Here is a 17,454-nt window from a genome sequence, read left to right as displayed (position 1 = left end):
CTCCCGAAGGGGCGACCAGTGGACGTCGAGGGACTTTCGGCCCTGCCGTTCGTGTCACCGAGCCAGCACGCTTGAACGAGGGGGGCAGGAAAACCCTGCGACGCCCGACACGCACCCGAGAGGCCACCACGCCATGGCACGATCGATCGGCACCTACGCCGTCAGCCCGTTCGAAGCGGAGCTGGCCGCCCTGAGAAGACGCGTGAGAACGCTGGAGGAGCAGGTGGAGACGCTCAGACGTGAGCTGGAAACCGCCGCCCTCCAGCGGAACCTGACCGGTTCCTGATGTGGCCGGCGTCCCACGAACGCACGCCGCCGAGGACTCAGATGAGGACCGACCCCGCCGGGCAGCACCGGCGGCACGCCCCGTTCGAACTGTCGTACCGGCCTGACGGCGGGAGCACGACGGTCACCTGCCGTGGCGAGGTGGACATCGCCACGGCGGGCCGGCTGGAGGGCCTGCTCGCCGACGTGCTGAGCCGGTCACGTCCCGACGTCGTCCTCGATCTGCACGACGTCACGTTCCTGGACGCCAGCGGGCTGACCGCGCTGATCCGCGGCGACGACCTGGCGCGCGGCATGGGTGGCCGCCTGCGACTGGCCAACGTTCCCCCCCACGTCGCGCGGATCATCCGCATCACCGGTCTCGACCGGCGCTTCGACACCGGATGACCGGCCTGCCCTGTGGGCGTCGAGCGCTATCCCGACGCGGGCGGGCACCATGACCACCGGGCACGGCGCCCATCGCAGGCAGTCGAGCGCCGTCGCGCCGATCCTGCCGCCGCCGCCCGCCGGCTGCGCCCTTCCCCCGCCCAGGACCAGCAGATCCGCGCCCGCGGCGTACTCCAGCAGGGCCTTCGCCGCAGGCAGCTCGACCAGGTACCGCTCTACCCGCAAAAGCGGCAGATCCCTCCGCGCGTCGGTCGCCGCCCGGTCGAGCAGGGCGCCGCCCTCCTGCCGCGCCCACTCCAGGTCGACGCGCCCGGACGCGGGGGCATAGGGAGCCTGGTACGGCGGGACGCCTTCCAGGGCGTGCACGACGACCAGGGTGGCTCCTCGCCTGCCGGCCTCCGCCGCGGCCCAGATCAGCGCCTGCCCGGCCGCCGTCGAGCCGTCCACGCCCGCCACCACCCGTCGCGTTCCGACGCCGCCGGTCTGCACCGCTGCCGGCCGGCGGCCCGGCGTCGTCATCGACGCGCGGCTCACGACGTGGCCTCTCGCGTCACCGGGACGACGGCGACCGGGCAGCGGGCGTCGCGCAGCAGCGTGCCGGCGAGACGGCCGAGCTCTCCACGCCGGGGCCGGCCCACCACCAGCAGGCTGGCGTCCCGCGGCGTCTCGGTTCCGGTGTGCGCCGGGACCTCGGGGTATCGCTCCCGCCATGTCACGGGAAGCGGTGCGAGGGCGAGCACGGACAGCCGCTGCAGCGACGCCTCCCTGAAGGCGAACTCCAGGACGGCCTCCTCGGCCTCGGTCGCCACGACGGGGCCGGGGTGCGCGATCGACGGCAGCGGGCCCGGACCGCGGACCACGACGACGGGACAGCTCGCGTACGTCGCCACCTGGGTGGCCACCGAGCCCAGGACGGCGAGCGGGAGCCCGCCCAGGCCGCGCGAGCCGACGACGACCAGGTCGGCCTCGCCGGACAGCGTGACGAGCCGCTCGGCCGCCTTCCCCTCGTACAGGTCGGTCTCGACCTTGCCGACCGAGCTGACGTGCCTGGCGCAGTCGGCGCCGTGCCACAGCACGTGCTCGGCGGCCTTGCGCAGGTGGAGCTTGGCCTCCTCGTCGGCCTCGCCGTACGGCCACTGCCAGGCGTGGGCGACGGTGAGCGGCAGCCTGCGCAGCTCGGCCTCGTCCATGGCCCAGTCCAGGGCCTGCATGGAGTAGTCGGACCCGTCATAGCCCACGACGACGTTCATGGCCGTGCCCTCACTCTGTGCGTCATACCGACAGCCTCGTCGGCGCCGGGCCCCGGCGACTAGGGACTTTCGCCCCCTGCGCGCAGGTATTCCGGCACTCCCGGCCGGCTCCGGCCTGCGGAAGTGTCGTCAGCGGGAGGTGCGCCACGCACCATGCCGAGCCCTGGGAGAGGTTCACGATGACTGACGGTTATGACGTGCTGCTGCGTGACGGCGACATCGCCCATGTGCGCCCGCTCGCGCCCTCCGACCGGCAGGCGTTGCACGAGCTGGTCGACCGGTCCTCCCCGCGCTCGGCCTACCTGCGATTCTTCTCCAGCGGCCGGACCACGGCCCACGCCTACATGGACACGGTCACCGACGACGGCTACGACGGTCACGCGCTGGTGGCGACCCTGAGGGGGCGGCTGGTGGCGGTCGTCGAGTGCATCCCTCTCACCGACGGCCTCGCCGACCTGGCCATCCTGATCGACGACGCCGCCCAGGGCAACGGGCTGGGCACGCTGCTCCTGGAGCACGCCGCCCTCGACGCCGCCGACCACGGTGTCAAGGAGCTGAGCGCGGAGGTCCTGTCGGAGAACGTGCGGATGCTGCGGGTCCTGAACGACCTCGGGCTCGACGTCAGGCGGCACGTCGACGGCAGCGTCACGCAGATCCGCATCTCCCTCGCGCCGACCGGCAGGCTGGCGGCCACCATCGAGGCGCGGGACCACGCCGCCGAGCGCGCCTCGATCACGCGGGTGCTCGAGCCCCGTTCGGTGGCGGTGATCGGCGCCAGCCGTGATCCCCGCGCGATCGGGCGCCGCGTGCTGGACAACCTGGTCAAGGGCGGCTTCGAAGGACCGGTCTATCCGGTCAATCCGCGAGACCCCGGCTGCTACCCCAGCGTGCTCGCCATCCCCGGCGAGGTGGACGTGGCCGTCGTGGCCGTGCCCGCGGCGCGCGTGCCGGAGGTCGCCCGCGAGTGTGCGGAGGCCCAGGTCGCCGGACTGGTGGTGCTGACCGCGGGCTTCGCCGAGAGCGGCGACCGCGAGGCCGAGCAGGACCTGCTGAAGGTCTGCCGTACGGCGGGCATGCGCCTGATCGGCCCCAACTGCCTGGGCATCGCGAACACCGCCATCGGCCTGCACGCCACCTTCATGGACCGCCGGCCAGAGAAGGGACCCGTGGGCCTGATGTCGCAGTCGGGCGCGATCGGCGCGGCCCTGCTGGACCAGCTCGGCGTCTCGACCTTCGTCTCGGTCGGCAACAAGGCGGACGTGAGCGGTAACGACCTGCTGGAGTACTGGGCCGACGACGCCGCCACCTCGGTGATCGCGCTGTACCTGGAGTCGTTCGGCAACCCGCGCAGGTTCACCCGCATCGCCCGCAGGGTGTCGGCCGCCAAGCCGATCCTGCTGGTCAAGAGCGGCCGGTCCGACTCGGGCGGCAGGGCGGTGCGCTCGCACACCGCGGCCGCCGCCACCCCGGACATCGCGGTCGACGCCCTGGTCCGCGCCTCCGGCGTCATCCGGCTCGACACGCTGCAGGACCTGGTCGACACGGCCAGGCTGCTGTCCCACCAGCCGCTGCCGCGGGGCAGGCGCGTGGCGATCGTCGGCAACAGCGGCGGCCCCGAGGCCATGGCGGCCGACGCCTGCGAGCGGTACGGGCTGGTCGTCCCCGAGCTGCCGGCCGGGCTGGTGGACGGACCGCCGGCCGCCGCGCTGGGCAATCCCGTGGATCTCACCGCCGAGGCGAGCGCGCGGCAGCTCGGCGCGGCCGTGGCGGCCCTGGCGACCAGCCCCGAGGTGGACGCCGTTCTCGTCGTCTACACCCCTCCCTTCGGATCCGGCCTGGAGGCCACCCGCGAGGCCATCGCGGCCGCCACCCGATCGGCGACCAACACCGTCCTGGCCTGTGTCATGGGGCACGGCGGGCTGATCGACGGGCGCGTGCCCGCCTACGCCTTCCCCGAGCAGGCCCTGGCCGCGCTCGCCCACGCCGTTCAGTACGCCGAGTGGAAGCCCGAACCGGTCGGCGAGCTGCCGTCCGCCGACGTCGAGACCGCCCGGAAGATCGTGCGCAGCGAGCCCGAGGGGTGGCTCTCCCCCGCGGCCGCCGCCCGGCTGCTCGGCTGCTACGGCATCAGCGTGTGCGAGTCGGTGCCCGCCGACGGTCCGCAGGCCGCCGCCGATGCGGCCGGCCGAACCGGCCTGCCCGCCGTGCTCAAGGCCGTGGGGCCGGTGCACAAGAGCGACGCGGGCGGCGTCCGGCTGAACCTGCGGACCCAGGAGGAGGTACGGCAGGCCTACCTCGAGATGGCCGCCACCGTCGAGGGCATGACCGGCGCGATCGTCCAGCGCCAGCTGCCGGCCGGAGTGGAGATCATCGTCGGCGGCGTCAGCTATCCCGCGTTCGGGCCGCTGGTCATGGTGGGGATGGGCGGGATCGCCGCCGACCTGCTGGCCGACCGCGCCTTCAGGGTGCCGCCGCTGAGCGCGGCCGCGGCCGCGGAGCTGGTCGGCGAGCTGCGCTGCGCGCCCCTCCTGTACGGCTACCGCGGCGCCGCGCCGGTGGACGTCGCCGCCCTGACCGACCAGATCGCCCGCGTGAGCCGGCTGCTGGACGACCTGCCCGAGGTGGCCGAGCTCGACCTCAACCCGGTCATCGTGACCGAGCGGGGCGCGGCCACGGTCGACGCCCGGATCAGGCTGGCCCCGCCCGAGGACCGGCCCTCGCCGTTGCGCCGCCGCCTGCGCTGACCAACGGCGGACACGCAGGGACTTCGGACCCTACAGCACCCGCCCTTCCGGGCCTGGGATGGAGACGGGGAGGAGCCATCATGCGCACCAGAGTGAACGACATGGTCGACGCGGTCGACGACCTGGCCTCGGCCGAGGACGACAGCCCTGCCTGGGATGGCCGGTAGCCATGCTCGTCCGCGAGGTCATGACCAGTCCCGTGGTCACCGTCCGCCGCACCGACCTGGTGCGGCGGGCCATCCGTCTCCTCCACGGGCACGACATCACCGCCGCTCCCGTCGTCGACGAGGCGGGCCGGGTGATCGGCATCGTCAGCGAGCTGGACCTGCTTCGCGGCGAGTTCGATCCCGACCCGCGAGCGCATGCCCGGCCCGTCCACGGGTCGGCCGAGCCCCCGCCGTCGACCGTCGGCGAGGTGATGACCGGCAAGGTGATCACCGTCACGGAGAACACGGACGTCACCACCGCCATCGAGCTCATGGTCGGTCAGCGGGTCAAGAGCCTGCCGGTGATCCGCGGCGACGCGCTGGTCGGCATCGTCAGCAGGCGCGACCTGATGGCGCTGCTCGCCCGCCCCGACTCGATGCTGCGCGACGACGTGCTCGCGGCGTTGCGGGAGCAGTACCCTCGGTACCCCGGCGACGGGGTGAGCGTCCAGGACGGCATCGCCGAACTGGCCGGGCCCGCCGACGACGTCGCCGACGTGATCGCCAGAACCGTCCCCGGCATCGTCCGGGTCACCCGCAGGAGCGCGCCATGAGGGCCACCGTCCAGAACGTGATGACCACCGGCGTCGCCGCCGTCGAAGCCGACGCCCCCTTCCATGTGATCGCCGAGCTTCTCATCGCGCGGGGCGTCAGCGGCGTCCCGGTCGTCGACGACACCGGCCATGTGCTCGGCGTCGTGTCGGAGGCCGATCTGCTGTGCAAGCAGGAGTTCAAGGAGCGCTACTACGGCGACGTCTACCGGCCGCCGCTGCGCGCACGGCTGCGCCACCGCACGGGCACCCCGCGCAAGGCGACCGGCGAGACCGCCCGCGAGCTGATGACCTCTCCCGCGGTCGTCACGACACCCGGATCCTCCGTGGTGAGCGCCGCCCGGCTGATGGACGCCCGCGGGGTCAAGCGGCTGCCCGTCGTGGACGCCGGCGGCCGGCTCGTCGGCGTCGTCAGCCGGCGCGACCTGCTCAAGGTGTTCGTCCGCCGGGACGAGGACATCAGGGCCGAGGTCGTCAGGGAGCTGGGGGCGCGCACCGCGGCGCGGGTCGAGGTCGTCGTCGAGCAGGGCGTGGTCACGATGACCGGCACGACCGGCACGCTCAGCGAGGCGCTCCTCGCCGTTCGCGACGCCGAGAACGTCGACGGCGTGGTCGCCGTCCACGACCAGGTGACGTGGGGGCGCGACGACGTCGGGGCGGCCGACCTGCCGACATGGGACGGCGCCTGACCACTCCCGTCTCCGCGGCGCCGTGCTCGCACAGCAGGAGCGTCACGGCGGCGATGGTCGCGTGGAAGGCGGCGGCGATACGGCCGACCGGCTCTCCGTCCGCCTTGGCCTCCAGCAGGTTCCGCAGGGTCGCGACGCCGTCGTACACCCACAGCCCGGCCCTGCGGTCGAGCCGCCAGGCGAGCGGCTCGGCCGTACCGGTGGCGCACTGTTCGAGCCTGAGGGCGGCCTCGCCCTCGAAGGTGGTGATGTCGCAGAGGCCGAGCAGCGCCGCGGCGGCGGCGAAGAGGTGACCCGCGCTCGAGGAGACCGGGCATCTGGCGTTGCGCGCGATGAGGTTCCTGACGATCGCCGCGTCGGTGGCCAGGTCGCCCGGCACCGGCGCAGGGTGGGCGGTCTCTCCGCCGATGAGATAGCCGAGCGCCATGCGGGCGGGCCGGCGGACGGCCGCCACGCCGCCGGGCATCGGCGCGTGCGAGAAGCGGCCCAGCCGCCGGTATCCGATGTAGTGGGCCAGCAGCAGCTCGCCGCCCCAGAACGTGCCGTCGTCGCCGAGCCCGACTCCGTCGTAGGCGAGACCGAGGAAGGGACCGGGCAGCCCGTGCATCGTGGTACTCGGCCGTGCAGGCCGCACACATCTGGAAGTGCCGCATGGTGGTGCGTGCCCTGGCGTACGGCATGGCCTCGATGAGGCTCGCCCGGGGGCCGCAGTGCGCGCAGGAGATGAACGGGTACCGGTAGCGCCGGTCGGCCGGGTTGAACAGCTCGCGAAGGCACTCGGCGCAGGTCGCCACGTCGGGAGGGACCACGCCGGTTCCGGACCCGCTCGGCGGTCCCTGGACCGGCGCGTCCCACTCGGTGGTGTCCGCCGTGCCGACGGCGTTCCTGGTGCTCACCGGGGACCTCTCACATCAGGGGCGGGACGAGGTAGAGGTCGTCGCGCGGGAAGGTCAGCTCGGGGACCACGTCCACGACGCCTTCCAGCCGCCTGATCTGCTCGACGAGCGCGACGGCCTGCGAAGCGCGTTCGACGTGGCCGCCGACCGTGACGACCCCCTTGTGGACGGTGATCGTGAAGCCGGCGCCGATCAGCTGCCTGACCTCCGCCTCCAGCTCTTCGGCCGGGCGGATGAAGACGCGCAGCACGTCGGCCTCGTGGAGGGTTCCGACCATGCGCCCGGTGACCGCGTCGATCACAGGCAGCTGCTTGATGCGGCTGTCGTGCATCATCCTGGCGGCGTCCTTGACGGGGGTGCCGGGGGTGACGGTGATCGCGGGCCTGGTCATCAGCTCGGTGGCGGTCCTGCCCGCGGCCTTCTTGTGCTCGGCCCGGGTCGTGGCGCTCTCGAAGATGGAGGTGGGGTGCCGTACCGTGTCGATCTCCTTCAGGAGCAGGTCGTCCTGCGAGACGACGCCCACCGGGCGGCGGTCGGCGTCGATGACGGTGACCGCTCCCACGGCGTAACGCTTCATCGCCGCCACGATGTCGGCGAACGTCGCGCTCTCCAGCACGGCGATGGCGACACGGCCCATGACGTCCTGGACTTGAATGGCCATGGTTTCCTCCTAGGGTCGGCTACCAGCCTGCTCGTCCGCGGTCCGCGGCGGCACCGGCGAACGTCCCGCCAGGCCAGGCCTTAGGTCCCGGATCTCGGGCGGGTCCTCGCCGTGCTCGCGGGTGTAGGCGCGGGCGCGCAGCCTCGCCTCGGCCATCTCCTGGCGCAGGTGCGCCTGGGCGGTGCCGAGGCCCTCGACGCGGTCGATGACGTCCATGACCAGGTGGTAGCGGTCGATGTCGTTGAGCATCGCCATGTCGAACGGCGTGGTCGTGGTGCCTTCCTCCTTGTAGCCGCGCACGTGCATATGGGCGTGCCCGTGCCGCCGGTAGGTGAGCCGGTGGATCAGCCACGGGTAACCGTGGAAATTGAAGATCACCGGCCGGTCGGTGGTGAACAACGCGTCGAACGCGGCGTCCGACATGCCGTGCGGATGCTCCGACGGCTGCTGCAGCCGCATCAGGTCGACGACGTTGACCACCCGCACCTTCAGCTGCGGCAGCCGCTCCCGGAGGATCGCCGCCGCGGCCAGCGTCTCCATCGTCGGCACGTCGCCGGCGCAGGCCAGCACCACGTCCGGTTCGGCCCCGGCGTCGGTGGAGGCCCACGGCAGGATGCCGAGACCGCGGGTGCAGTGGACGATCGCCTCCTCCATGGTGAACAGGTCCAGCACCGGCTGCTTGCCGGCGACGACCACGTTGACGTAGTCGCGCGAGCGCAGGCAGTGGTCGGCGACCGACAGCAGCGTGTTGGCGTCCGGCGGCAGATACACCCGCACCACGTCGGCCTTCTTGTTGACCACCACGTCCAGGAACCCCGGATCCTGGTGCGAGAAACCGTTGTGGTCCTGCCGCCACACGTGCGACGACAGCAGGTAGTTCAGCGACGCCACCGGCCGCCGCCACGGGATCCGCCTGGCCGTCTGCAGCCACTTGGCGTGCTGGTTGAACATCGCGTCCACGATGTGGATGAACGCCTCGTAGCAGGTGAACAGGCCATGCCTGCCGGTCAGCAGATAGCCCTCCAGCCAGCCCTGGCACAGGTGCTCGCTCAGCACCTCCATGACACGCCCGTCAGGGGCCAGATGGTCGTCGCCGGGCAGCAGGATGGCGTTCCATGCCCGGTTCGTGGTCTCGAAGACGGCCGACAGCCGGTTGGAGGCGGTCTCGTCCGGGCCCATCAGCCGGAAGGTGCGCGGGTTGCGGGCGATGACGTCGCGCAGGAAACCGCCGAGGACGCGGGTGGGCTCGCTGGTCCGCGTGGCGGGCTCGGCCACCTCCACCGCGTAGTCCCTGAAGTCGGGCAGGCGCAGCGGGGTGAGGAGCTCGCCGCCGTTGGCGTGCGGGCTGGCGCTCATCCTGCGCTCTCCGCGCGGGACGGTCGCCAGCACCTCCGGCATCGGCCGTCCTTCGGAGTCGAACAGCTCCTCGGGCCGGTAGGAGCGCATCCACTCCTCCAGCAGCGCCAGGTGCTCGGGGTTCTCGCGCACCTGGGCGAGCGGCACCTGGTGGGCGCGCCAGGTGCCTTCGACCTGGACGCCGTCCACGACGGCGGGTCCCGTCCAGCCCTTCGGCGTCCGCAGCACGATCATCGGTGGCCGGCCGGCCTGCCCGTCCCTGAAGTCGCGGATCTGGTCGAAGACCACGTCGAGCGTCGCGGCCATCTCCTCGTGGGACGGGCCGACGACGTGCGGGCGGTAGCCGTACCCCTCCATGAGCTTCAGCAGCTCAGCCTCGGGGATCCGGGACAGCACCGTCGGGTTGGCGATCTTGTAGCCGTTCAGGTGCAGGATCGGCAGCACCACACCGTCCCGCGCCGGGTCGAGGAACTTGCCCGAGTGCCAGCTGGCCGCCAGCGGGCCGGTCTCCGCCTCACCGTCCCCCACCACGCAGGCGACCACCAGGTCCGGGTTGTCGAAGGCGGCGCCGTAGGCGTGCGCCAGGGAGTAGCCGAGCTCGCCGCCCTCGTGAATCGAGCCGGGCGTCTCCGGCGCGACGTGGCTGGGGACGCCGCCGGGGAAGGAGAACTGGCGGAACAGTCTGCGCATCCCCGCCTCGTCCTGCGAGACGTCCGGATACCGCTCGCTGTAGGAGCCCTCCAGCCAGGCGTGCGCCACCGCCGCCGGCCCCCCGTGCCCCGGGCCCACGACATAGACCATCTCCTGGTCACGCTCGGCGATGACCCGGTTGAGATGGGCGAAACAGAAGTTCAGCCCCGGTGTGGTCCCCCAGTGACCCAGCAGCCGGGGCTTGACGTGCTCCGGCCTCAACGGCTCCCGCAGCAGCGGGTTGTCCAGCAGGTAGATCTGCCCGACGGAAAGGTAGTTCGCCGCACGCCAGTAGGCGTCGATGTCCTTCATACCCGCCACACTCGTCCGGCCGCCGCCGCGTGGATAGGGACCTTGGTCCTCAACCGCGCCCCTCAACCGCGAGACATCTACTTGAATGAGAGTTGCTCGCCGCCGCAGACCGGGCCGACTTCCGCTTTCTCAAGGAGACGATCGAGGTCAGCGACTCCCTGCTGTCCCAGCACGTGCTCGTCCTCGAGGAGGCGGGCTACGTGAAGGTGTCCAAGGGCTTCGTGTGAAAGCGCCTGCCGGGGGCTCTCAGGCGGTGCGGACGACGGCGACCGGGCAGGCGGCGTGGTGCAGCACGCCCCTGCTGACCGAGCCGAGCAGCGCCCGCTCCACGGGGTTCCTGCCGTGGCTGCCGACGACCACCAGATCGGCCTGTGCCGACGCCTCGGTGAGCGCCTGCACCGGGTGCGCCTGCCTGACGTCCTCGACGACCTCGACCTCCGGGTGGCTCGCCCGGCAGGCGGCGATCGTCTCGGCGACGACCTTCAGCTGCCGCTCCCTGATCTCGTCCACGTCGTAGACGAGCCCGGGAGAGTAGACGTGCACCGGCAGCTCCCACGCGTGCAGCGCGCGCAGCCTGCTGCCGCGCAGCTTCGCCTGCTCGAACGCGTAGGCGAGCGCCGGCTCGCCGCCCGGCGCGTCGTCCACGCCCACCACGATCTCGCCCCGCGCCGGCTCCGGAGCGCCGCGTACCACGACCACGGGGCAGGGCGAGTGACCGGCCACGTGCATGCTGACCGAGCCGAGCAGCATGCCCGTGAAACCGCCCAGGCCCCTGCTGCCGACCACGACCTCGGCCGCCTGGCCCGCGGCCTCGACCAGGACGGCCGAGGGAGAGCCCTGGACCAGCCGCGTGTCCACCGTCACCTCGGGCCGGCGCGCCCGTACGACCGCCTCGGCCTCGGCCAGCAGCTTCTCCCCCGCCTGGATCAGGGTGTCCGGCCACTCCTGCGCCGGGAACGCCGCGATCTGGTACGGCCAGCGGTCCACCGCGTACACGATCCGCAGCGGTACGCCCAGACGCAGCGCGTCGTCGGCGCCCCACTCCACGGCGGCCTTCGCCGCGGCCGAACCGTCGAACCCAGCAATGATCATGGCTCCTCCTTCGTCTTCCCCATCGCACCGCCGAAGCCCCCGCCGTGACAGAGGCGAAGGTCCTCGAACAGGGAGGACCGAAGTAGGGTGATCCAGTGATCAGCGTCCTGGTGCTCAACACCGGCTCCTCGTCCTTGAAGTACGAGGTCATCGATGTCGAGAAGGGGACCCGGCTGAGGCGCGGGCTGACCGAGAACGTCGACGACCACGGGGCGGCGGTCTCGGCCATGTTGGAGTCCCTGGAGGACGTCAGGCCCAGGGCCGTCGGTCACCGCGTGGTGCACGGCGGCACCAGGTTCCGCGAGCCCGTCCTCGTCGACGAGCGGGTGGCGGCGGCGATCGAGGAGCTCACCCCCCTCGCGCCGCTGCACAATCCCGCCAACCTCACCGGCATCCGCCTCGTCGCCGCCGCCTATCCCGGGGTGCCGCAGGTGGCCGTCTTCGACACCGCCTTCCACCACACGCTGCCGGCCGAGGCGCACACCTATGCCGTCCCCCGCGACTGGGGCGTGCGGCGCTTCGGGTTCCACGGCACGTCCTGCGCCTACGTCTCACGCGAGGCGGCCCGGCTGCTCGGCCGGCCGCTCGACGAGGTCAACCTGATCGTGCTGCACCTGGGCAACGGCGCCAGCGCCACGGCCGTCGCGGGCGGGCGCAGCGTCGACACCTCGATGGGGCTGACGCCGCTGGAAGGCCTGGTGATGGGCACCCGCTCGGGCGACGTCGACCCCGCGCTGCCCGGCTACCTGTCCCGGGTCGCGGGCATGGACGTGCGCGACGTCGAGGACGCCCTCAGCCGCGACAGCGGCCTGCTGGCGCTGGCCGGAGCCGGTGACATGCGCCGCGTCAGGCAGGCGGCCGACGACGGCGATCCGGCCGCCGTGCTGGCCCGCCGGGTGTACGCCTATCGCATCCGCAAGTACGTCGGCGCCTACTACGCCGTCCTCGGCCGGGTCGACGCGATCGTCTTCACCGGCGGGATCGGCGAGCACGACGACGGCACGCGCGCGGCCGCGCTGTCCGGCCTGGACCGCCTCGGGATCGCCGTCTCACCGGAGCGCAACCAGGCCGGCGAGACCTTCGTCTCCCCGCCGGAGGCCGACGTGGCGGTCATGGTCGTGCCCACCGACGAGGAGTGGGAGATCGCCCGCCAGGTGATCGACGTGGTGGGCCGGGCCTGAGCCGGCGCTCAGCGGAAGATCGCCTGGTCCACGACGAACCAGATGAAGTCCTCGTCCTCCCATGAGCACCGCAGCTCGCCCGGGATCGTGAAGCCGCCGGACGTCGTCTCGGCCGCGCACGTGGCGGTGAACCTCTCGTAGCGATCCTCGTGCCAGCGGGAGAGGTGGACCGACTCCAGACGGCCGTCGGGCGCGACGGTCAGGGTCACGTCGTGGTCGTGGACGCGTGCGACGACCCGCCGCTCGTCGACCGGCTTCCACAGCAGCGCGGGGTCGAGCGCGACGGCGGGCACCATGACGAACTCGGCCGCCAGCCTGCCGAGCGCGCTGCGGGCCACGCCGGGGCCGTCGTCCGACATCACGGGGAAGAGGCCGAGCAGCCGCCACCGCATCTGCGCCGACCCGTCGAGGTAGCGGTCGAAGCCGGTCACCAGGTGGGTGCCGGCCGCCCAGACGTAGCCGGTCAGCGGGGCGAGCGCCTGCCGGGCGTGGAAGTCGCGCCAGGAGGTGCCGAGTTTGATCGCGCCGTGGCTGCCGAGCACGACGGAGGTCCGCAGGGGCGTGCCCGGCCGTACGGCGCGGGTGAGCCAGCGCCTGGCGGGGTCGGGGAGCGCGTGCGCCTCGGCGGGGTCGAACGGGCGCGGCTCGGGCGTCGGGGTCTGCAGGACGGCCCAGTCGCGTCTGGCCCGGTCGGTCAGGCCCGGCGGGGCCACGACGACGCTCATGACGGGTCCGCCTTGGGCGGCGCGGCGCGGTCTTCGGTCATGGCTCCATGGCACCGCGCGGACGGTGGCGCGGCTGGGGGCGAAGGTCCCCGATGGGCAGGACTTTCGTCCCGCCCGCGGGGTGCCGGGGCCGAACGCGGGGCCGGTGCCGTTGGTCCGCGCGGATAGGGCCCTTCGACCCTGCCCTTCTCTCCCGGACGGTCGCACCGTGGAGAAGGAAAGGAGGGCGTGACATGACCGAGCAGATCGTTGTCGGGACGGACGGCTCGCCGGACGCGGCCGTCGCGGTCGCATGGGCGGCCGGGGACGCCGAGCGCAAGGGGGCTCGGCTGCATGTCGTCCATGTCGTCGACTACGCCCGCTACAGCACGCCTCGTTTCTCGTCCATGAACCTGCAGGACGAACTGACGAAGGCCGGCCAGGCGCTGCTGGAGCACACTGCCATGGACGTGCGCGACAACCGGCCCGGCCTGGCGGTGACGACCCAGCTGGCCGTCGGGCATCCCGTGGCCGAGCTGAGCGTCCTGTCCGAGGACGCGGCCGAGCTGGTGGTGGGCACCCGCGGGCTGAACGCCCTGGCGGGCGCCGTCCTCGGCTCGGTGAGCCTGGGAGTCGTCAGCCATGCGCGGGGCGTGGTGGTCGTGGCGCGCGAGGCGCCGCCGGTCGGCGACGAGGTCGTGGTGGGGGTGGACGCCTCGGAGGCCAGCAGGCCCGCGCTGGCGCACGCCTTCACCGAGGCCGCGCGGCGCCGCGTGCCGCTGCGCGTCGTGCACGCGTGGCAGGTCCCCGTCCACTTCATCTCCTTCGACAGGGACGCGGCGCTCCAGGCCCAGACCCGCGCCCTGCGTGACCTGGTCGCCCCCTGGCGCGCGGAACGGCCCGACGTGGAGGTGATCGAGGACCTGGTGTGCGCTCCGCCGATCATCGCCCTGGTCACCGCCGCCAAACGGGCCGGCTTGCTCGTGGTGGGCAGCAGGGGCCGCGGTGGCGTGAAGTCCGCCGCGCTGCTCGGCTCGGTGAGCCACGGCGTCCTGCACCGCGCGCGCTGCCCGGTGGCCGTGGTCCGGTGATCTCGGGGTCCGGTGATCTCGCGGTCCGGTGATCTCCCTGGTGGGGTGGCCCGCGGGCGGCCGTCACCGCACGAGGACCGGGACCCGCTGCACCTGGTTGTTGGCCATGCCCTGGCGGTTCCACGGCTGCTCGACCGGCTGGACGTCGCCGGCGGCGTCGCGCGCCCTGACGCACAGCTCGTGGCGTCCCGGCTCCTGCGCGTGCCACGTCCACCGCCAGGACCGCCAGGCGTACCGGCCGGGTTGCGGATCCAGCTCGGCCGCCGACCAGGTTGCCCCGCCGTCGGCGCTGACCTCGACCCGCGTCACCGCTCCCCGCCCCGACCAGGCCCGGCCGATCAGCTCGTGGACGCCGCGGTCGACGACGCGCTCGCGGGTCTGGAAGTCGGGGAAGCCGGGAGGCCGCATGAGCGCACGCGGCCTGATCCTGGTCACCGGCTCGCCCACGTCGTCCGGTCCCTGCTTGATCCGGTACGCCGTGGCGTTCTGGAAGCCCTGGAACGGCGTGTCGAGCACCGAGACGCGCACGAGCCATTTCACCTGGGCCATGCCGTACCAGCCGGGCACCAGCAGGCGGACCGGGGCGCCGTGCTGCGGCGGCAGCGGCTGCCCGTTCATCGTGTGCACCAGCAGCACGTCCTCGCGCAGCGCCTCGGCCAGCGGCAGGCCGCGTGTGTAGTCCTGCTCGACGCCGCGTTCGACGCCGTGGTCGGCGCCGGTGAACGCCACGTCGGCGCCGCCGTCCCTGATGCCCGCCTCGCGCAGCAGCGGCGCCAGCGGGGTGCCTGTCCACTCGGCCGTGCCGACCGCCTCGTCCAGCCAGGGCTGGCTGATCGGCCGGGGGTCGAGCCGGGCCCGGCCGTTGCCGGCGCACTCCATGGTGACGCGCTGGGTGACCTGCGGCCTGGCCTGGAGCTCGGCGAGGTCGAGGGTCAGCGGCTGCCGGACGTGGCCGTCGATCCGCAGCCGCCACCCGCCGGGGTCGAGGTACGGGATGTCGTAGTGGATCAGCAGGTAGTGCAGGCCCACCGGGGTGACGTCGTAGCGCAGCGCCTCCAGCGGCATGCCGTGGTTGCGCGCCGCGAGCCGGAGTTCGTCCAGCGAGATGCCCTCGCCGGGATCCGCCACTCGCGCGGGTGGGCTCACCGATGTGTCGACAGTGGCCATGTCCACCACCCCTTGTCCCGTGCTACCCCCTCGGGCAAGCGGGTGTCCAGCTCCCGGACGGCAAATTCCCGGTCGACCGCGATCGGCCCGGGCGCCGTCAGCCGGTGGCGTCCTTGCGCGGGCGGACCACCGCGACGGGGCAGTGGGCGTGGTGGAGCAGGCCGTGGCTGACCGAGCCGAGCACGGCGGAGGCGAGCCCGCCCATTCCCCGGGAGCCGACCACGACCAGGGCGGCCGTCCGGGAGGCGTCGACCAGCGCGGCGACCGGATGCTCGCACAGGAACGACTCCTTGACCTCGATGTGGCCGTGCTCGTCCCGCCACCGCGCCACCCGCTTGCGCACCAGGTCGGCGGTGTCCTCGGCCACCCGGTCCGCGATGTCGCCGTAGCCGGTCGCGTACGGCGCGGTGACCGGCATCTGCCAGGCGTGCACGGTGTGCAGCCGGACGCCCCGCGCGAGCGTCTGCTCGAGCGCGTAGTCCAGGGCCGCCTCGGAGTGCTCCGACCCGTCGATGCCCACCACGATCTCGCCGTGCTCCGGCCGTTCCGGCTCGCGCACGATGACGACCGGCACGTCCGCGTGCCCGGCGACGGCGAGCCCGACCGAGCCCAGCAGCAGCGCGCCGAACCCGCCGAGCCCTCTGCTGCCCAGCACGATCGACTCGGCGGCGGCGGCCTCGCCCAGGAGCGTCTCGACGACGTGTCCGGGTAGCAGCTCCGTCGTCACCCGCACGCCGGGAGCGGCCAGGCGGGCCCGCTCGGCGTCGGCCGCCAGCGACTCCTGGCACGACACTGTCTGCTCCGGTACGCCCCAGCGTTCGCACACGTGGACGATCCTCAGTGCGCGCTTCCTGCGGCCCGCGTCGGCCGCGGCCCACTCGACCGCTCTCGACGCCGGCTGGGATCCGTCCGTCCCTGCGACGATCGTCTTCGTGTTCGTCATGGCGGCCTCCTTCTCCTCCCTCAGCCTGGCAGCCGCGTGGCCAGGCGGGAGGAGGCGGAGGTCCCCGAAGCGGGTGACCTTCGGCCCCTGGAGCGGGCGGCTACAGCGGCACGCTCCAGTGGATGCGGGTGCCGCCCGTGGCCGGCGAGCCGACCTCCATGACGCCACCGCACCGGGCGGCCCGCTCCTCGAGGTTGCGCAGCCCGCTACGCCTGCCCTTCTCCTGGATGCCGACCCCGTTGTCCTCGACGACGAGGGTCAGCGTGTCGTCGGCGACGATCACGCCGACGTCCGCCCTGGTGGCCTTGGCATGCCGTACCACGTTGGAAAGGGTCTCGCGCAGGACGGCGAGCAGGTGCTCGGCCACCTGCTCGGGAATCTGGTGATCCACCTGGCCTTCCATCCGCAAGCCCGGCATGAAGCCGAGGTGGCCGCGGGCGTCCTCGACCATCTCGACGATCTGGGCGCGGAGGCTGGGCGCCTCCGGCCCCCTGGAGACCTGGAGGGCGAAGATGGTCGAGCGGATCTGCCGGATCGTCTCGTCCAGGTCGTCGACCGCCTGCTGGACGCGCGCCGCCGCCTCCGGCCGCTCGACCATCCGCAACCCGCCCATCAGGGTCATGGCCGTGGCGAACAGCCGCTGGATGACCACGTCGTGCAGGTCCTTGGCGATGCGGTCGCGGTCCTCCAGCAGGCGCAGCCGTTCGGCGTCCCTGCGGGTCTCGGCCAGTTCCAGCGCGATGGCCGCCTGTCCGGAGAAGGCCATCATCATCGCCAGGTCACCGCGGGCGAACGGCAGCCGTCCTGGCCGTTTGACCATGGCGATGACGCCCCGCAAGGACTGCGGCGCGCCGAGCGGCACGACGAGCGCCGGGCCCGCGCCCAGCCGGCTGAGCGGCGACTCCGCCGGCAGGTGCCAGCTGATCTCGATCAACGGCTCGCCGGTGGTGAAGACATGGCCGGTGACGCTGCCGTCCACGGGAACCGAGGAGACGCGGAGATCATCGGCCTGCCGGCCTTCGGCGACCTCGATCGTCAGGTTCTGCCCGGCGTCGTCGGGCAGCATGACCAGGACGTCGTCGGCGTCGGTCATCGCCTTGGCGCTCGACGCCAGCATGCTGAGCACGTCGTGCGAGGCGGCTCCCGACAGCAGGCTGGTGGTGATCTCCGAGGAGGCCTGCAACCACGTCTCCCGGCGCCGCGTCTCCTCGTACAGCCGGGCGTTCTCCACCGCCACACCCGCCGCCGT

Annotated in this window: 16 protein-coding genes and 2 pseudogenes; 8 read left to right on the top strand and 10 right to left on the bottom strand. The window is 72.9% G+C overall.

The genetic code is table 11. The annotated features are described in order from the left end of the window. Positions 1-133: 133 nt before the first annotated feature. Positions 134-286, top strand: a complete 153-nt coding sequence (locus ABZX22_RS34375; RefSeq protein ID WP_354917525.1) for a hypothetical protein — start codon at positions 134-136, stop codon at positions 284-286. Continuing rightward, a pseudogene (locus ABZX22_RS34370) lies at positions 286-603 on the top strand (STAS domain-containing protein); the annotation flags it as partial. The gene ABZX22_RS34375 and the pseudogene ABZX22_RS34370, both read left to right, overlap by 1 nt. Here the strand turns inward: ABZX22_RS34370 and ABZX22_RS34365 are convergent. Then, a complete protein-coding gene (locus ABZX22_RS34365) occupies positions 484-1,191 on the bottom strand; it encodes a universal stress protein (RefSeq protein ID WP_354917839.1) in 708 nt (235 codons plus the stop codon). The pseudogene ABZX22_RS34370 and the gene ABZX22_RS34365 sit on opposite strands and share 120 nt — an antisense overlap. An 11-nt stretch (positions 1,192-1,202) precedes the next feature. Beyond that, entirely contained in the window at positions 1,203-1,922 is a 720-nt protein-coding gene (locus tag ABZX22_RS34360; protein WP_354917522.1) for a universal stress protein, read from the bottom strand. A 179-nt stretch (positions 1,923-2,101) separates the two neighbouring features. Between ABZX22_RS34360 and ABZX22_RS34355 the strand changes: the two genes are divergently transcribed. The 3 genes from ABZX22_RS34355 to ABZX22_RS34345 all read left to right on the top strand — a co-directional run bounded on the left by ABZX22_RS34355 (position 2,102) and on the right by ABZX22_RS34345 (position 6,112). After that, the gene (locus ABZX22_RS34355; protein ID WP_354917519.1) at positions 2,102-4,666 is read left to right on the top strand and encodes a GNAT family N-acetyltransferase; all 2,565 of its coding nucleotides are present in this window, start codon (positions 2,102-2,104) and stop codon (positions 4,664-4,666) included. Between the two features lie 169 nt (positions 4,667-4,835). Next, the gene (locus ABZX22_RS34350) at positions 4,836-5,426 is read left to right on the top strand and encodes a CBS domain-containing protein (RefSeq protein ID WP_354917516.1); all 591 of its coding nucleotides are present in this window, start codon (positions 4,836-4,838) and stop codon (positions 5,424-5,426) included. After that, positions 5,423-6,112 (top strand): CBS domain-containing protein, encoded by a 690-nt coding sequence (locus tag ABZX22_RS34345; RefSeq protein WP_354917513.1) that lies wholly within the window; start codon positions 5,423-5,425, stop codon positions 6,110-6,112. The genes ABZX22_RS34350 and ABZX22_RS34345 overlap by 4 nt, the downstream gene beginning before the upstream one ends. 734 nt (positions 6,113-6,846) lie before the next feature. Here the strand turns inward: ABZX22_RS34345 and ABZX22_RS34340 are convergent. The 3 genes and pseudogenes from ABZX22_RS34340 to ABZX22_RS34330 all read right to left on the bottom strand — a co-directional run. Continuing rightward, a pseudogene (locus ABZX22_RS34340) lies at positions 6,847-6,906 on the bottom strand (hypothetical protein); the annotation flags it as partial. Between the two features lie 112 nt (positions 6,907-7,018). Further along, positions 7,019-7,669: a CBS domain-containing protein gene (locus ABZX22_RS34335; protein WP_354917510.1), complete on the bottom strand. Its 651-nt coding sequence runs from the start codon at positions 7,667-7,669 to the stop codon at positions 7,019-7,021. Between the two features lie 9 nt (positions 7,670-7,678). Then, positions 7,679-10,027: a phosphoketolase family protein gene (locus ABZX22_RS34330; RefSeq protein ID WP_354917507.1), complete on the bottom strand. Its 2,349-nt coding sequence runs from the start codon at positions 10,025-10,027 to the stop codon at positions 7,679-7,681. 92 nt (positions 10,028-10,119) lie between these two features. On the opposite strand from ABZX22_RS34330, the gene ABZX22_RS34325 reads away from it, so the two are divergent. Continuing rightward, positions 10,120-10,254, top strand: coding sequence for a transcriptional regulator (locus tag ABZX22_RS34325; protein ID WP_354917504.1), 135 nt, complete (start codon positions 10,120-10,122; stop codon positions 10,252-10,254). Positions 10,255-10,273: 19 nt separating this feature from the next. Here the strand turns inward: ABZX22_RS34325 and ABZX22_RS34320 are convergent, their stop codons facing one another. Beyond that, positions 10,274-11,119, bottom strand: coding sequence for a universal stress protein (locus ABZX22_RS34320; protein WP_354917501.1), 846 nt, complete (start codon positions 11,117-11,119; stop codon positions 10,274-10,276). A gap of 95 nt (positions 11,120-11,214) precedes the next feature. Here ABZX22_RS34320 and ABZX22_RS34315 point away from each other — a divergent pair, with 95 nt between their 5' ends. Next, positions 11,215-12,300, top strand: coding sequence for an acetate kinase (locus tag ABZX22_RS34315; protein WP_354917498.1), 1,086 nt, complete (start codon positions 11,215-11,217; stop codon positions 12,298-12,300). Between the two features lie 8 nt (positions 12,301-12,308). On the opposite strand, the gene ABZX22_RS34310 is transcribed toward ABZX22_RS34315, so the two are convergent. Beyond that, positions 12,309-13,025, bottom strand: coding sequence for a DUF6544 family protein (locus tag ABZX22_RS34310; RefSeq protein ID WP_354917495.1), 717 nt, complete (start codon positions 13,023-13,025; stop codon positions 12,309-12,311). Between the two features lie 233 nt (positions 13,026-13,258). Here ABZX22_RS34310 and ABZX22_RS34305 point away from each other — a divergent pair, with 233 nt between their 5' ends. Beyond that, on the top strand, positions 13,259-14,095 hold the full coding sequence (locus ABZX22_RS34305; protein WP_354917492.1) for a universal stress protein: 837 nt from the start codon (positions 13,259-13,261) through the stop codon (positions 14,093-14,095). A gap of 63 nt (positions 14,096-14,158) precedes the next feature. Here ABZX22_RS34305 and ABZX22_RS34300 read toward each other — a convergent pair whose 3' ends face one another. The 3 genes from ABZX22_RS34300 to ABZX22_RS34290 form a co-directional block, all read right to left on the bottom strand. Then, positions 14,159-15,262: a sulfite oxidase gene (locus ABZX22_RS34300; protein ID WP_354917489.1), complete on the bottom strand. Its 1,104-nt coding sequence runs from the start codon at positions 15,260-15,262 to the stop codon at positions 14,159-14,161. Positions 15,263-15,359: 97 nt separating this feature from the next. After that, positions 15,360-16,205: a universal stress protein gene (locus ABZX22_RS34295; protein WP_354917486.1), complete on the bottom strand. Its 846-nt coding sequence runs from the start codon at positions 16,203-16,205 to the stop codon at positions 15,360-15,362. Between the two features lie 100 nt (positions 16,206-16,305). Next, positions 16,306-17,454, bottom strand: a 1,149-nt coding sequence (locus tag ABZX22_RS34290; protein WP_354917483.1) for a GAF domain-containing protein, incomplete at its 5' end; no start/stop codon positions are given.

Origin of the sequence: Nonomuraea sp. NPDC003804, assembly GCF_040610675.1 — a bacterium.
Classification (GTDB): Bacteria; Actinomycetota; Actinomycetes; order Streptosporangiales; family Streptosporangiaceae; genus Nonomuraea.
The sequence above is the reverse complement of the archived record's forward strand: the minus strand, read 5'-3'. Positions and strand labels throughout refer to the sequence as shown.